This window comes from Delftia sp. WSY_22 (assembly GCF_043104185.1).
Taxonomy (GTDB): domain Bacteria; phylum Pseudomonadota; class Gammaproteobacteria; order Burkholderiales; family Burkholderiaceae_C; genus Comamonas; species Comamonas tsuruhatensis.
Genome location: NZ_JBICKN010000049.1, coordinates 59,546 through 74,032 on the forward strand (window position 1 = coordinate 59,546; position 14,487 = coordinate 74,032).

Sequence of the window (14,487 nt, forward strand, 5' to 3'; positions counted from 1 at the left end):
TGTGTCGTAACACCAATACAGAGGTGCGGCCCCCACCTTGAAGGGGGCTTTGTCATGTCCAGATTCCTGGGGCAGATGCGTCGTCGCGCGTCCGTCTCCAACGGTTTTGGACGGGATGGGCTTACCCGCAAGGATGGCCGCACGTCTGTATACGTGTTACGAACATCCCGTCCACCCGTTGCCCGTCGTACGGTGGCGTGTGGTTCTCTTGATTCATACAGGAACCAAGACATGCACCCTCTCACCGCCGCTCAGGCGGCCCCTCCCCAACCACCTTTTCTTCCCACCTGGCGGCAGGCCATGCACGCCTCGCTGGGCCTGGTGCAGAGCACGCTGCAGCAGTTGATCGAACTGATGGTCGACGACCCCGACAGGGACGACAGCGAAGTCGATGTGGACTGCGCCGTGGAGCTGGCGCTGGAGCACATCAAGCGCATGGGTGTCCAGCAGCATGCGGACCGCTATGCCTTCGAGGTGGAGTGGATCAAGGCAACGGCGGCGCTGCGGCTGGCGCAGGGCGCCTTCGGGCGGCCGGAATCACGCTTTGGCCTGCGGCTCAAGGATGCTATCCAGCAGCTGGAGATGCTGCCGGAGCTGGTGGAGTTCGTGGACCAGGACGACGGCGAGTGAACTGTGCGGCGCGCCCGTATCTCTGTGAGAAACTGGCCCGCCGAACACCCCCTTGCCTTCACCCATGGAACTGCGCCAGCTGCGCTACTTTGTCGATATCGCCAAGACCGAGCACCTGACGACATCGGCCAGGAACCTCTATGTCACGCAGTCCACGCTCTCGCATGGGCTGCGCCAGCTGGAGGAGGAGCTGGGCATGGCGCTGTTCGAGCGCATTGGCCGGGGGCTGAAACTGTCGCAGGCAGGCGTGGTGTTCCGCAACTATGCGGAGCGTGCGCTGCATGAGGTGGAGGCCGGGCGCATGGCCCTGGCCGACCTCAGCGAGCTGCAGACCGGCACGCTGACCATCGGTGTGATTCCCACCTTCCTCAACACCCTGGTCGCCCCGGCCGTGGCGGCTTTCATGCGCGCCTATCCCAAGGTCAACGTGGTGGTGATCGAGCTGCTGGCCCCGCCCGTGGAGCAGGGATTGCTGGACGGCAGCCTGGACCTGGGCGTGAGCTTTCACCCGCCCCAGCGCGCCGAGCTGGACGCGCTGCCGCTGTTCGACGAACGCATGATGCTGCTGGTCAACCCCTCGCATCCGCTGGCCGGGCGCCGCACGCTGTCCGTCAAGTCGCTGGCCGGCGTGCCCCTGGCCCTGCTGCCGCGCACGTTCTACACGCGCAGCCTGATCGAGGACGGGCTGCGCACCGCAGGCGTCACGCCCTTGCTGCGCGCGGAAATGGGCTCGGTGGAATCGCTGATCGCGCTGTGCCGCTGGGGCGACATGGCCACCATCGTCCCCGAGCGCGCCGCCCAGCAGGCCACGGACATGGTGGCCATCCACCTGGTCGCCCCCCAACTCATCCGCACGGCAGGCCTTCTGTGGCGCCGAGGCGCCAGCTACAGTGCAGCGGCGCGCGAGTTCGCGGCGCAACTGGCCCCCGCCACCAGAACCAACATGCCCCGCTAAAAAAACCCCAGGCCGAGCGCAGCAAAGGCCCGAGCGAACTCCCCGTATGTCAGCGCCTGCGTCGGGCCGCCTGCGGGGTTGCAGTCCTGCCGAAGGACAGGACTGCTTCGTCAACTGACTCGCCGCAGTTGTCTGAACGGAGCGCGCAGCGCGCAGTGAGTTCTGCGGCGAACCCCGCAGGCGGCCCGACGCAGGTTGCCCCGCAGCGCAGCGAAGGGGTCGCGGACATCCGGGTCGTCTTTCTTTTGCCTCCTTTTCTTCGGCGGGCGTACCGGTGACGAATCAAAGAAAAGGAGGTCGGCCGCCGGGCCGAAACCCGGCCTCGAAAAAACACCCCCCGGCAGGGTCAAAAACCCGCTCACTGCAAAGAAGGCCGCTGCCTCTCAGGCACCCGAGTACTCAAAGAAGCCGGCACATAAGCCGCATCAAAACTACACCCCACCCCAAACTTGGCCTCATTAGCAGAACAAGCCGTAGCAATCCCCGCAGCAGTCGGCTTCACCCCCGCCTCCACCCACTGCATCAACGCAGTCATCAAGGTGGGATAGGTCGCATCGCTGATATAGCTGTGCGTCCCCTGCCGCGTAAAGGTCTGCACCAGCCGGTCCCCGCTGCCGCCCTGCTGCATCACCGCACGGAACCGCGCATCCAGCTCCACGAAGGCCGTGGGGTCGCTGATCCACTTGGCCGAGAGGACCGGCACGCCAATCTTGCCCACGGGGTCGGTGTCATCGGCGAACTTGCGGTAGGCCGCAGGGTCGGCGCGGTAGCGCAGCACGCCGGCATTGAGCGCGGCATCGTCGGCCGAGCCCGCATAGACCGCACCCTCGTTGCCGAAGGGGCTGGCGCCGCCCGTGCGCTTGGCCGAGATGTCCTGGAAGTGCATGGTGCCCCAGTTCATGTGCGACTGGATGGCGCTTTCGGGGATCTTGATGACCTTGGTGATGGTGTCGATCTTCGCCTGCTGCGCGGCCGTGCGCTGGGCGGCGGGCTTGTCCAGCGCCAGGCATTCGTTCACGCGCAGGGCCACGTCGGCCTGGCGCATCTTGGCGTCAGCGGGCAGGCCCAGGTTGAGCGCGTACTGCGGCTCATTGGGGCGCGGGTGGTTGCCGCACAGGTACTGGTAGACCACGCGCAGGTCGGTGCGGAAGTCATAGGCATGGGTGCCGCCGCCCAGCACGCCGCTGGTCAGCAGCACGCCGTCGTAGGGGCGCTCGCCCACGGTCTGCTCGTTGAACATTTCCGCGCCCTTGGCGGCCACGCCCGCACCCCAGGACTGGCCGTGCAGGATGGTGCGCTGCGGCTTGGCCACATGCTGGCGGAAGATGCCGCGCAGGCGCTCGGTGTCCTCTGCGGCGGCGCGCACTTCCACGCCGCCCTGGCGGTAGGTGGAGCCGGCCCAGGCGTAGCCTGCGCGCACCATGATGGACCAGCGCACCAGGTCTTCGGCCGCACGGGCGGCGGTGGGCGCGGCCAGGTCGGGGCCGCCGTGGGCGTGCAGCACCAGGGTGCCGTTCCACTGCGCGGGCTTGGCGATCAGGTAGTAGGCGCCCTTGGAGTCCTGCCCGGCCCAGCAGCTGACGCCCGCAGGAATCTCGGCAGGGCAGGCCGTGCTCTTGGGCGCGGTCTCGATGGAGGTGACCGGCCCGTGCAGCACGGCCGAGCCGCCGCCGCAACCGGCCAGGGCGAGCGCGGCCAGCAGCGAGGCGCTGGCGGGACGCAGGGGGAAATACGCGGATGCTTGCATGCCTTGTCTCCTGTCTTGGCTTCTTGTTGGAAGTCACCTGCCGCGCCGCGGCAAGCGGTCTCATCGGTGACTGGATGGGATTTTGTAGAGGCTTGTCCAATATTTCAAAGATTTTTAGGATATCGGCTGGATACTTTTCACATATATGGAACTGCGCCATCTCCGTTACTTCCTGGCCGTGGCCGATACCGGCCACATCACGCGCGCGGCCGAGCTGCTGGGCATGCAGCAGCCGCCGCTGTCGCAGCAGATCCGCGCGCTGGAGGAGGAGCTGGGCATTGCCCTGTTCCGGCGCCACCCCAAGGGCGTGGACCTGACCGACGCGGGCCTGGAGCTGCAGGGCGAGGCCACACGGCTGCTGGCCGACTTCACCGCCATGCGCGACCGCATGCAGGCCTTTGCGCGCGGCGAGCGCGGGCGCATCCATGTGGGCTTCACCAGCTCGGCGGCGGCCCATGCCTTCACGCCCGAGGTGCTGCGCCTGTGCCGTGGCCGCCATCCCGACATTGCGCTGGATGTGAGCGAGAACAATGCCGCCGAGATCACCGAGGCCGTGCAGGCCGGGCGCATGCACTGCGGCTTTCTGCGCGTGCCGGTGGCCCGGCCCGAAGGCCTGGTGTTCGAGACGCTGCTGCAGGAGCCCGCGCTGCTGGCCATTCCCGTGGACCATAGGCTGGCGCGCGATGCATCGCGGCCCGTGGCGCTCAGGCAGCTCGATGGCGAGCGCCTGATCCTTGTGCGGCGCACGGGCGCGCCGGGGCTGTATGCGAACCTGCTGGCGCTGTGCGCCCGGCACAGGGTACAGGTGGAGGTGGCCGCCGAGGTGGAACGCATGATGACCAATGTGAATCTGGTGGCGGCGGGCGTGGGCCTGTCCATCGTGCCGGCCTCGGTGCGCGGCGCCCATCCCGAGGCGGTGGTCTACCGCGCCTTCGAGCCCGCCGTGCGGCTGAGCGCCCCGCTCACCCTGGTGCACCGCGAGGCCGGCACGGAAACCGGCGGCGCAGGACCCGCGGCCACCTTCATCACCCTGGCGCGTGAGCTGGCGCAGCGCCACCAGGCGCCGGACGGCTGAGGCATGCGGGCACCGCAAGGCACCGATACCGGCCGGCGCGCCCTGCTGGCGGCGGGCGCCTGCGCGCTGGCCTGGCCCGCCCAGGCATGGCCGGCCCGGCCTGCCTGGCCGGGCGCCAGCGTGCGGATCGTGGTGGCCTACCCCGCAGGCGGTGTCAGCGACATGGTGGCCCGCGCTCTGGCCGAGCAACTGGCGCAGCAATGGGGCACGCCCGTGATCGTGGACAACCGCCCCGGCGCCAGCGGCACCGTGGCGCTGGAGCTGCTGGCGCGCAGCGCGCCCGACGGCCGCACCCTGGTCTTTGCCGCCGCCACCGCCGTGGGCCTGGCCGCAGCCTCCGTGACCCCCGTGGCCGGCGTGATGCGCACGCCCATGCTGCTGGTGGGCACGCCGGCGCTGAAGGCCGCAGATTTCGAGGGCATGCTGGCCGAGGCGCGCGGCATGCCCGGCGGCATACGCTGGGCCACCACGGGCGAGGGCACGACGGGCCACGCCGTGCTGCAGCGCATAGAGCAGGCCACGCGCATTCCCATCGTGCATGTGCCCTACAAGGGCGGGGGCCAGCAGCTCAACGATGCGCTGGCCGGGCATTTCGAGCTGCTGTCCACCAATGTGGCGCCGCTGCAGCTGCAGGCGCTGCGCGCGGGCCGCCTCAAGGCCCTGGCCGTGGGCGCGCCGCAGCGGCTGGCAGCCCTGCCCGATGTGCCCACGCTGGCGCAGCTGGGCCATGCGCAGGCCAATCTGGATTCGCTGTTCGGCCTGTTCGCGCCGCCGCAGATGGCGCCAGCGCTGGCCCAGCGCATCAATGCCGCGGTGGCCCAGGCGCTGCGCGCGCCGGCCATCCGCAGCCGGCTGGAGGCGGCCAGCAACCAGCCGTTCGAGGGTTCGGCCGCAGAGTTCGCGCAGCAGGTGATGCGCGAGGCCGGGCGCTGACCGCCCTGCATCGCTCCCCCCGCACCACGCCGGACGGGCTCAGCGCGCGTACTTCTTCGCCCCGGCCACGCAGACCACGGCGGCCATGGTGACCAGCACCATGCCCCAGCTCACCTGCTCGTGCAGCAGCAGGGCCGCCAGGCCCAGGCCCATGAAGGGCTGCAGCAGCTGGATCTGGCCCACGGCCGCAATGCCGCCCTGCGCCAGGCCCCGGTACCAGAACACGAAGCCGATGAGCATGCTGAACAGCGAGACATAGGCCAGGCCCAGCCATGCGGGCCGGCCCACATCGGCCAGCGATGCCGGCATGCTGAGCAGGGCGGCGGGCAGCATGACAGGCAGGGCCAGCACCAGCGACCAGCTGATGACCTGCCAGCCGCCCAGCGTGCGCGACAGGCGCGCGCCCTCGGCATAGCCCAGGCCGCAGACGATGATGGCGGCCAGCATGAGCAGATCGCCGCGCAGCGAGCCCCCGGCCCCGCCCACGGCCGCATAGCCGGCCACGAAGGCCGCGCCCGCCAGCGAGAACAGCCAGAAGGCCGGGCGCGGGCGCTCGCCGCCGCGCAGCACGGCGAACACGGCCGTGGACAGGGGCAGCAGGCCCACGAAGACGATGGAATGCGCCGAGGTGACGTACTGCAGCGCCAGCGCGGTCAGCAGCGGAAAGCCCACCACGCCGCCCAGCGCGCTCAGCGCCAGCGAAGGCATGTCGGCACGCGCGGGCCGGGGCTGGCGCAGCGCCAGCAGCATGGCCAGGGCCAGCAATGCCGCGATGCTGGCGCGCGCACAGGTCAGAAAGGTGGGGTCCAGGTCGGCGACCGCCACGCGGGTGGCCGGCAGCGATCCCGCAAAGATCGCCACGCCGATGAATCCGTTGATCCACCCGCTGCTTGTCTTGTCCATCACAAAGCTCCTTGGTTTGCAGCAGGCAGTGGGCCATTGCACGGACGGATCTTCCATAGACAGTCCAATACAATTCAAAAGAACTGTTATGCACACAAATCCACTACAGAAGAGAGAACAGCCATGCGCAGCGGCACACGCATCCAGGCGGTGATGGAAGAGATCCAGTCGCGCATCGCCGCGCGCACCTATCTGCCCGGCACGCGCCTGCCCTCGGTGCGCGCGCAGGCGCAGGCCATGCAGGTGTCGGTGTCCACGGTGGTGGAGGCCTATGAGCGGCTGGCGGCCGAGGGGGTGATCGCCTCGCGCCCGGGCTCGGGCTTTTATGTGGCGGGGCCGGTGGCGCCGCTGGCGCTGGGCGGTATCGGGCCGCGCGTGGACAGGGAGGTCGACCCCCTGTGGCTGGCCCGCCAGTCGCTGCAGGCAGATGCCCACGCGCTCAAGCCGGGCTGCGGCTGGCTGCCGCCTTCATGGCTGTACGAGGAAGGCGTGCGCCGCGCGCTGCGCTCCCTGGCGCGCTCGGGCACGCTGGAGCTGACGGAGTACGCAACGCCGCTGGGCCACCCGGCACTGCGCCGCCTGCTGGCGCGGCGCATGGCCGCCATGGGGCTGGAGACCTCGCCAGAGCAGATCCTGCTGACGGAGTCGGGCACGCACTCCATCGACCTGGTCTGCCGTTTCCTGCTGGAGCCCGGCGATACGGTGCTGATCGACGACCCCTGCTATTTCAATTTCCATGCGCTGCTCAAGGCGCACCGCGTGCAGGCCGTGAGCGTGCCCTACACGCCGCAGGGGCCCGACGTGGCCCGGTTCGCCGACGCGCTGCAGGCCCACTCGCCACGCCTGTACATCACCAATTCGGCCATCCACAACCCGACGGGCGCCACGCTGTCGCCACTGGTGGCGCACCGCATCCTGAAGCTGGCCGACAGTTCGGACCTGGTGATCGTGGAGGACGACATCTTCTGCGACCTGGAGACCCATGCGGCGCCCCGGCTGGCGGCCTTCGACGGCCTGTCGCGCGTGATCCAGATCGGCAGCTTCTCCAAGACGGTGTCGGCCTCGCTGCGCTGCGGCTTCATCGCGGCGCGGCCCGACTGGACGCAGGACCTGGCGGACCTGAAGATCGCCACCAACTTCGGCGGCGGGCGCATGGCCGCCGACATCGTGCTGCGCACGCTGACCGACAGCGGCTACCGCAGGCACATGGAGTCCGTGCGGCTGCGGCTGGCGCAGGAGATGGAACGCACGGCCGCGCGGCTGCAGGCCCTGGGCATGAAGCCCTGGTTGGTGCCGCAGGCCGGCATGTTCCTGTGGTGCCAGTTGCCCGGGGGCATGGATGCCACGGCGCTTGCGCGCACCTGCCTGGAAGATGGCGTGGTGCTGGCGCCCGGCAATGCCTTCAGCCAGTCGCAGAGCGCGGGCGACTTCCTGCGCTTCAATGTGGCGCAGTGCTCGGATGCGCGGATCTTCGAGGTGCTGGCGCGGGCGCTGAAGGGCTAGGCCGGTTCAGCCTGCAACAGGCCGCGCACCCGTGCCTGCACGTGTTCCAGGGACGGCGGCAGGTCGAACAGCACGCGGTAGACGATGGGCGCGGCCAGCGCGTCGATCAGGGTGTCCGCAGCGGGCATCGCCTCGCCACGCCGCGCTGCGCGCTCGCCGATCTGCGCCAGTTGCCCGCGCAGGATTTCCACGCAGGCGCAGGGCGTGTGCTCGTTGCCCGCTGCGGCGGCCATGTCGCGCAGCATGGTGCGTCCCAGCGGCGAGGCCGATTCCTCCAGGAACTGCTCGGCCCAGGCCAGCAGGTCGCCCTCCAGCGTGCCCGTGTCCAGCGGCGGCGCCGTGGGCCGGATGATTTCCACGGCCACATCGGCCAGCAGCTGCTGTATGTCGCCCCAGCGCCGGTAGAGGGTGGACGGCGTCACGCCCGCCTGGGCGGCGATGAGCGGAAAGCTCAATTCCTCGCGCGGCATGGTTTCCAGCAGGCCCTTGACGGTCTGGTAGACCGTGGCCTGGATGCGCGCGCTGCGTCCGCCGGGACGGGCGGGACCGCCTGTTTTGGAAAGGGATGGGACTTGCGTGCTCATGGTTATTAAAGCTAAAAATTTGCGTTAGCAGCGCACAAGCGCAGAATTCGCTAACGCAAAAACTTTGCATTAATTGTGCAGCAGGGCTCTTAACCATGTCGGTACTGCAACCATCCAACTCCACTCCCGCTGCCCGGCCCGGCCGCAGCCTGGCCGTCCTGGCCTTCGGCCTGGGCAGCTTCTTCGCGGCCTCCAGCGCGCCCACGCCGCTGTACCGGCTCTACCAGCAGGACTGGGGCTTTTCCTCGGGCATGCTGACCCTGGTCTTCGCGGTCTATGCGCTGAGCCTGCTGCTGGCCCTGCTCACCACGGGCGCGCTGTCGGACCACCTGGGCCGCAAGCCCGTGATCCTGGCGGCGCTGCTGCTGGAGATCGTCTCGCTGGCGGTGTTCGCCCGCGCGGGCGACGTGCAGGCCCTGGTGCTGGCGCGCGTGCTGCAGGGCTTTGCCACCGGCATGGCCAGTGCGGCCATGGGCGCGGCGCTGCTGGACCTGCACCGCGAGCGCGGCACGCTGGTGAGCACCATGGCGCCCATGGTCGGCATGGCGGCGGGCATTGTCGTGGCGGGCGAGTTCGCGCAGCTGTGGCGCCAGCAGCTGGGCCTGGTGTTCTGGCTCATGGCGCTGATCTTCGTGGCCGTGGCCGCCGCCATGGCCGTGCTGCCCGAGACGGGCGCGCGCCGCCCCGGCGCACTGGCCGCCATGCGCCCGCGCGTGCGAATTCCGGGCCAGGCCCGGGCCGACTTCATGCGCGTGCTGCCCATGAGCATCACGGTGTGGGCGCTGGGGGGCTTTTACCTGTCGCTGGGCCCGTCGATGATCCGCTCGGTCACGGGCTCGGAGGTCGCCGCCAGCTTTGCCGTGTGCATCAACACGCTGAGCGCCGCCGCCGCCATCTGGACGCTGCGCAGCCGCGCGCCGCGCGCCATGCTGCAGTTCGGCGGCAGCGGCCTGCTGGCCGGGGTGGCCCTGCTGCTGGTCGGCGCCCATCTGCAAAGCCTGCCCCTGGTGCTGGGTGCCTCGGTGGTGGCGGGCGCGGGCTTCGGCGTGGGCTTCCAGGGCGCGCTGCGCAGCGTGATCCCGCTGGCCGAGCCGCACGAGCGCGGCGCCCTGATCTCGGCCATCTACATCGCCAGCTACCTGGCGTTCAGCGTGCCGGCCATCGCGGCGGGCATGGCCGCCGCGCGCTTCGGCCTGTTGCCGGTCACCTATGCCTACGGCCTGATGCTGATGCTGTTCGCGGGCCTGGCGCTGGCGGGGACGCGCCAGCCCAGGCCGGTGGCCTGTGCACGGCCTAGATCTGCTCCTTGAGCCAGTCGCTGAACAGTTGCACCTTCCTCGACTGGCGCTGCAGCCTGGGCGTGACCAGGTAGTAGGAGGCGCCGGTGCGCACAGGCAGTCCGAAGGGCGCGACCAAGCGGCCGCCGTTGATGTCGTCGGCCAGCAGCGCGGTCTGGCCAATGGCGATGCCCAGGCCATCGGCGGCGGCCTGCCAGGTCAGCACCGAGCTGCTGAAACGCATGGTCTCCACGCCGTCGATCTCGTCCTCGTAACGGCACAGCCGGGCCCAGGTCTGCCAGTCGGCCTTGCGGTAGTGCGAGACCAGCAGCCGCTTGCGCAGCAGGGCCTGGGGATAGGCGATCTCGGGGGCATTGGCATGCAGGAAGGCGGGGCTGCACACGGGCTCGATCACGTCCTCGAACAGGAATTCAGTGTCCACGCCCTGCCAGGCGCCATGGCCCATCTGTATGGCCAGGTCCACATGGTCGCGATCGAAGTCCACGTCCTTGACCGAGTTGGTGATGACCACGGCGATGTCGCCATGGCGGGCGTTGAAGTCCTGCAGCCGCGGAATCAGCCACTTGGCGGCGAAGGTGGTGTAGGTCTGCAGGCGCAGCGTGTTGTCGGAGCCGCTGCGCATGATCTCGTCCGTGGCGCGGCCAATGCCCTCGAAGGCAGGGGCCACGGCCTCGCCATAGCGCTGGCCGGCCAGGGTCAGGCTGATGCCGTGGCGCTCGCGCCGGAACAGTTCCACGCCCAGATAGGTCTGCAGCACGTTCAGCTGCTTGCTCACGGCGGACTGGCTGATGTGCAGCTCCCGCGCCGCCTGGGTGAGATTGCGGGTGCGCGCCACCACTTCGAAGACCTTCAGGGGGTTGAGCGGCGGGATTCTTCCATGCATGCGCGGATTCTAGGATTGCGCCTGCAGCCAGCGGGCCATGAGCAGGTTCACCTCCGGTGCGCATTCGTACTGCACCCAGTGGCCGGCACGCGGCACGATGGTCCAGTCGCGCTCGGCGCGTCCCTGCGCCAGGGATTCGGCGGCCTCCATGGGCTCGGCCGTGACGTCGGCCTCGCCCCAGACCAGCAGCACGGGGCGCCGGTAGTCCTGCAGCAATGCCTGCAGCGCGCTGCCGCGCGAAATGGATTTGCTGCGAAAGCGCGTGGCTTCGCAGGACAGGCCATGCACGCACAGGGCCAGCGCATCCACAGCCTCCGGTCCCGACAGCATGAAGGCCGCCAGGTTCTGCCGCCACGCGGCCTCGCGCGCGGCGAGGTCGTCCACGCGCCAGTCCAGCAGCGGGGCCATCTCGCGGCGCCTGCCGCCGTGGCCGGCCGTGCCCAGCAGCACCAGGCGCTCCACCCGCTGCACGCGCGCTGCCAGCTGGGCTGCAATCGCTGCGCCGAAGGAAAAGCCCGCCAGGAGAACGCCCTGCTCGGGTACCAGCAGGTCCAGACATTGCTCCAGCGACTGCACCAGGGCCGGCAGGCGTGCGGGGTCATGGGCGGGCAGCGCGAAGTCCTGCGAATCACCGAAGCCCGGCAGATCAGGCACCAGCACGCGGAACTGGCGCGACAGCGCTTCGATGTTGCGCACCCAGTGCATCCACGACCCGTGGCCCCCGTGCAGCAGCACCAGGGGGCGGCCCTGCCCCCATTCACGCCAGTGCAGGTCCACGCCCTCGTCCCCCCAGGTGGCGGCAAGCACATGGTGACGCGCCGTGGAGTCCAGCGCCTGCAGGAGGCTGTGGCGCGGGTTCAGCACGCCTGCAGCACCAGTGCATCGACGGCCACCACGCCCTGCCCTTCGGGCAGGACCATGAGCGGGTTGGCCTCGGCCTCCAGCACGCCCAGCTCGGGACGCAGGGCGAGGCGGGACAGGGCGGCGATGGCATGCGCCAGCGCCTCCAGGTCACCCCGGGGCCTGCCGCGCAGGCCGGAGACGGTCTGCAGCAGCCGGACCTCGGCGACCATTTCCCGGGCGGTTTCCACGGATACGGGGGCCATGCGGATGCTGCGGTCGCGCAGCACCTCGGCCCAGATGCCGCCAGCGGCCAGCATGATGACGGGGCCTGCATCGGGGTCGATGCGGTAGCCCACCAGCACCTCGGCCAGGCCCTTGCACAGGGGCTGCACCAGCGCCTGGTCGCAGGCCGTGCCCGGCGCATTGCGCGCCAGGTTGGAGCGCAGGGTGGCAAGGGCACCGTCCAGCTCCTGCGCCGTGCCAACGCCCAGCACCACGCCGCCGACCTCGGTCTTGTGCGCGATGGCCGGCGAGCACAGCTTGGCCACCACGGGGTAGTCAAACGGCAGGTCCCCGACCGGCCCCTGCAAAGGCAGGCAGGCAAAGGGCGCATGCGGCATCTGCAGCGCGTCGAACAGCGCATAGGCCTGGGCCTCGCTGAGCGCACGGCCCTCGCCCCGCAGCGCAGGGACAGCGGCCACCGGACCCGGAACGCGCCGTGCCAGCACGCTGGCAATGGCGTCGGCACAGCTCTCCGGCGTGCGAAAGCAGGGAATCTGTGCCTCGGTCAGCGCGGCCAGGGCCTGCGGCGCGTCGGGCACGAGCATGGCCACCAGGGGCTTGGCATGGTCGGCGCTGTCCATGATGGGACGCACCGCCAGGTCCGGCTGATAGCGGGCGGACGAGCCGACGACGGCCACCACCATGTCGATCTCGGGGGCCTGCAGCAGGATGTCCAGCGCCTTCTTCATCACTTCGTAGCGCGTGCCGGCCAGGGTCAGGTCCAGCACGCGGCCTGCGCTGCCGGGGATGCCGGCCTCCTTGAGGCGGGCCAGCGTCTCTCCGGCCACGGGCTGCACGGTGATGCCGCGCAGGCCCAGCTGGTCCACCACCATGGCCGCACCGCCACCCGTGGTGGTGACTACGGCCACGCGCTGGCCGCAGGCAGGGCTGGCGCCGGCCAGGGGAAGCTTGCGCGCCAGCGGGAACACCTCGAACAGCGTCTCCAGCATGTCCACGCGCGCCACGCCCAGGCCCTTGAGGAAGGCATCGGCGATATCGTCCTCGCCCGCCAGCGCGCCCGTGTGCGTGGCCGCCATCTCGGCAGCGGCGCTGGAGCGGCCCAGCTTGTAGGCGATGACGGGCTTGCCGCGCAACGCGGCCTCGCGCGCAAAGGCCTGCAGCGCATCGCCATGGCGCAGGCTCTCCAGGAACAGCACATAGCCTTCTATGCCTGGATCGTCCAGCGTGGCCGCGCAGATCTCGCCCACGCTCAGGTCCACCTCGCTGCCCACAGAGACCAGGCCCGCGAACCCCACGCCGCGCGCCTTGCCGCGCGAGACCAGGGCGCCGATCATGCTGCCGCTGTGCGATGCCACGAAGACCTTGCCGCTGGGCACATCGGGCTCGGCAAAGGCCGCGTTGGCCGTGAGCACCAGGCCGTTGCGCGGATGGACCACGCCCAGGCTGCTGGGCCCCAGGATGCGCAGGCCCGTGGAACGCGCGATCTGCCGCAGCTGCTGCTCGCGTTGCGCGCCTTCGGGGCCCGACTCGGAAAAGCCGCTGGCCAAAATGGTGACCACGCCCACTCCCAGCCGCGCGCATTCGCGCACGGTCTCCAGCACGGTCCCGGTGGGCGAGAGCACGAAGACATGGTCTGGCACCTCGGGCAAGGCGGCCAGGCTGGGCCAGGCGGGCTCGCCCTGGACCTGGCTGCGGTGTGGATTGATGGGGTAGATGGTGCCGGCAAAGCCCGCGCGCCGCAGGAACTGCAGCGGCCGCCCGCCGGTCTTGCCGACGTCGTCGGAGGCACCCACCAGGGCGATGCTTGCAGGCTCCAGCAGGAGCTGGCGCAAGGACCGGCGGGAGGACTGCGTGGCGCCGGAGACAGCGGCGGCGGCAATGGAAGTGGAGGCGTTCATGGTTCGGCTTACTTCTCTATCTTGACTTTCTTGAACTGCTCGGACCAGTGGACCACCTCGGCCTGCAGCTGCGCCTTGAATTCGGCGGGCGAATTGCCAATCAGCACCGCGCCCTGCGGGACCAGGGCCTCCTTGAACTCGCGGGACTTCACGGCCCTGGCCACGGCGGCGGCCAGCCGGTCGACGATGGGTTTGGGCGTGCCCGCTGGCGCCAGCAGCCCGTTCCACGAATCGGAGACCATGCCCGGCAGGCCCAGCTCGGCAAACGTGGGCACGGCGGGCAGGCCCGGCAGGCGCACAGGGCCGGCCACGGCCAGCGGACGCACTTTGCCTGCTTCCAGGTTGGGCATGGCGCCAGTGGATGTCATGAACGCGACATCGACCACGCCCGCTATCAGGTCGGTGAGCACGCTGGAGCCGCCCGAATAGGGCACATGCAGCATCTGCAGGCCGGCCAGTTGCTCCAGCCGCAGCGTGGCCATGTGCTGGGAGCCGCCCGCGCCCGTGGTGCCATAGCTGAGCGCACCGGGCCGGGCCCGCGCCAGCGCCTCGAATTCCTTGTAGCTGCGCACGGGCAGTTGGGGGCTGGCCGCCAGCACGCCGGGTGCCGAGGAGATCTTGGAGATGGGCTCGAAGCTCCTGAGCGGGTCGAACTTCTGCCTGGGAAACACAAAGCTGTTCATGGTCAGCGGCGCCGCAGCCACCAGCAGCGTATAGCCGTCGGGCGCAGCCACGGCCACGGTCTCCGAGGCGATGTTGCTGGTGGCACCGGGCTTGTTCTCCACGATGAAGGCGCCCTTGAGTTCATCCTGCAGTGCCTTGGCCACCAGGCGCGCCACCACGTCCGTGGGTCCGCCGGCCTGAAAGCCCACGATGATCTTCACGGGCCGCGACGGATATTTGTCCGAGGCCGCTGCCATGCCTGCGCAGCCCATTGCCGCTGCCGCCGCGAGCGCGGCCATCCATGTACGACGATGCATTCCTTGTCTCCT

At 69.8% G+C, this 14,487-nt stretch carries 13 protein-coding genes; 6 read left to right on the forward strand and 7 right to left on the reverse strand.

The window, feature by feature from the left end:
• Positions 1-231 precede the first annotated feature (231 nt).
• The gene (locus tag ACF8NF_RS21770; protein WP_026062990.1) at positions 232-630 is read left to right on the forward strand and encodes a hypothetical protein; all 399 of its coding nucleotides are present in this window, start codon (positions 232-234) and stop codon (positions 628-630) included.
• 64 nt (positions 631-694) lie between these two features.
• Positions 695-1,585, forward strand: a complete 891-nt coding sequence (locus ACF8NF_RS21775) for a LysR substrate-binding domain-containing protein (RefSeq protein ID WP_016450106.1) — start codon at positions 695-697, stop codon at positions 1,583-1,585.
• A gap of 358 nt (positions 1,586-1,943) precedes the next feature.
• Here the strand turns inward: ACF8NF_RS21775 and ACF8NF_RS21780 are convergent, their stop codons facing one another.
• Positions 1,944-3,332, reverse strand: a complete 1,389-nt coding sequence (locus tag ACF8NF_RS21780) for a hypothetical protein (protein ID WP_392451265.1) — start codon at positions 3,330-3,332, stop codon at positions 1,944-1,946.
• Between the two features lie 145 nt (positions 3,333-3,477).
• On the opposite strand from ACF8NF_RS21780, the gene ACF8NF_RS21785 reads away from it, so the two are divergent.
• Both ACF8NF_RS21785 and ACF8NF_RS21790 read left to right on the forward strand, forming a co-directional pair.
• Positions 3,478-4,407 (forward strand): LysR family transcriptional regulator, encoded by a 930-nt coding sequence (locus tag ACF8NF_RS21785; protein ID WP_392451266.1) that lies wholly within the window; start codon positions 3,478-3,480, stop codon positions 4,405-4,407.
• Between the two features lie 3 nt (positions 4,408-4,410).
• Positions 4,411-5,340 (forward strand): tripartite tricarboxylate transporter substrate binding protein, encoded by a 930-nt coding sequence (locus tag ACF8NF_RS21790; RefSeq protein WP_126313100.1) that lies wholly within the window; start codon positions 4,411-4,413, stop codon positions 5,338-5,340.
• Positions 5,341-5,379: 39 nt separating this feature from the next.
• Here ACF8NF_RS21790 and ACF8NF_RS21795 read toward each other — a convergent pair whose 3' ends face one another.
• Positions 5,380-6,243 (reverse strand): DMT family transporter, encoded by an 864-nt coding sequence (locus tag ACF8NF_RS21795; protein WP_012203816.1) that lies wholly within the window; start codon positions 6,241-6,243, stop codon positions 5,380-5,382.
• Positions 6,244-6,366: 123 nt separating this feature from the next.
• On the opposite strand from ACF8NF_RS21795, the gene ACF8NF_RS21800 reads away from it, so the two are divergent.
• On the forward strand, positions 6,367-7,746 hold the full coding sequence (locus ACF8NF_RS21800; RefSeq protein ID WP_047219778.1) for a PLP-dependent aminotransferase family protein: 1,380 nt from the start codon (positions 6,367-6,369) through the stop codon (positions 7,744-7,746).
• Here the strand turns inward: ACF8NF_RS21800 and ACF8NF_RS21805 are convergent.
• Positions 7,743-8,330 carry a TetR/AcrR family transcriptional regulator gene (locus ACF8NF_RS21805; protein ID WP_043825295.1) on the reverse strand — a complete coding sequence of 196 codons (588 nt, stop codon included), beginning with the start codon at positions 8,328-8,330 and terminating at the stop codon, positions 7,743-7,745. The two genes, ACF8NF_RS21800 and ACF8NF_RS21805, sit on opposite strands and share 4 nt — an antisense overlap.
• Before the next feature lie 95 nt (positions 8,331-8,425).
• Here ACF8NF_RS21805 and ACF8NF_RS21810 point away from each other — a divergent pair, with 95 nt between their 5' ends.
• Positions 8,426-9,640, forward strand: coding sequence for an MFS transporter (locus ACF8NF_RS21810; protein ID WP_392451267.1), 1,215 nt, complete (start codon positions 8,426-8,428; stop codon positions 9,638-9,640).
• On the opposite strand, the gene ACF8NF_RS21815 is transcribed toward ACF8NF_RS21810, so the two are convergent.
• The 4 genes from ACF8NF_RS21815 to ACF8NF_RS21830 are packed head-to-tail and all read right to left on the reverse strand — an operon-like array spanning position 9,624 to position 14,475.
• Entirely contained in the window at positions 9,624-10,511 is an 888-nt protein-coding gene (locus ACF8NF_RS21815) for a LysR substrate-binding domain-containing protein (protein ID WP_123692758.1), read from the reverse strand. The genes ACF8NF_RS21810 and ACF8NF_RS21815 overlap by 17 nt on opposite strands.
• Before the next feature lie 9 nt (positions 10,512-10,520).
• The gene (locus tag ACF8NF_RS21820) at positions 10,521-11,375 is read right to left on the reverse strand and encodes an alpha/beta fold hydrolase (RefSeq protein WP_016454282.1); all 855 of its coding nucleotides are present in this window, start codon (positions 11,373-11,375) and stop codon (positions 10,521-10,523) included.
• The gene (locus ACF8NF_RS21825; protein WP_016454281.1) at positions 11,369-13,495 is read right to left on the reverse strand and encodes an acetate--CoA ligase family protein; all 2,127 of its coding nucleotides are present in this window, start codon (positions 13,493-13,495) and stop codon (positions 11,369-11,371) included. Before ACF8NF_RS21825 ends, ACF8NF_RS21820 begins: the two co-directional genes overlap by 7 nt.
• Before the next feature lie 8 nt (positions 13,496-13,503).
• Positions 13,504-14,475, reverse strand: coding sequence for a tripartite tricarboxylate transporter substrate binding protein (locus ACF8NF_RS21830; RefSeq protein WP_016454280.1), 972 nt, complete (start codon positions 14,473-14,475; stop codon positions 13,504-13,506).
• Positions 14,476-14,487 lie beyond the last annotated feature (12 nt).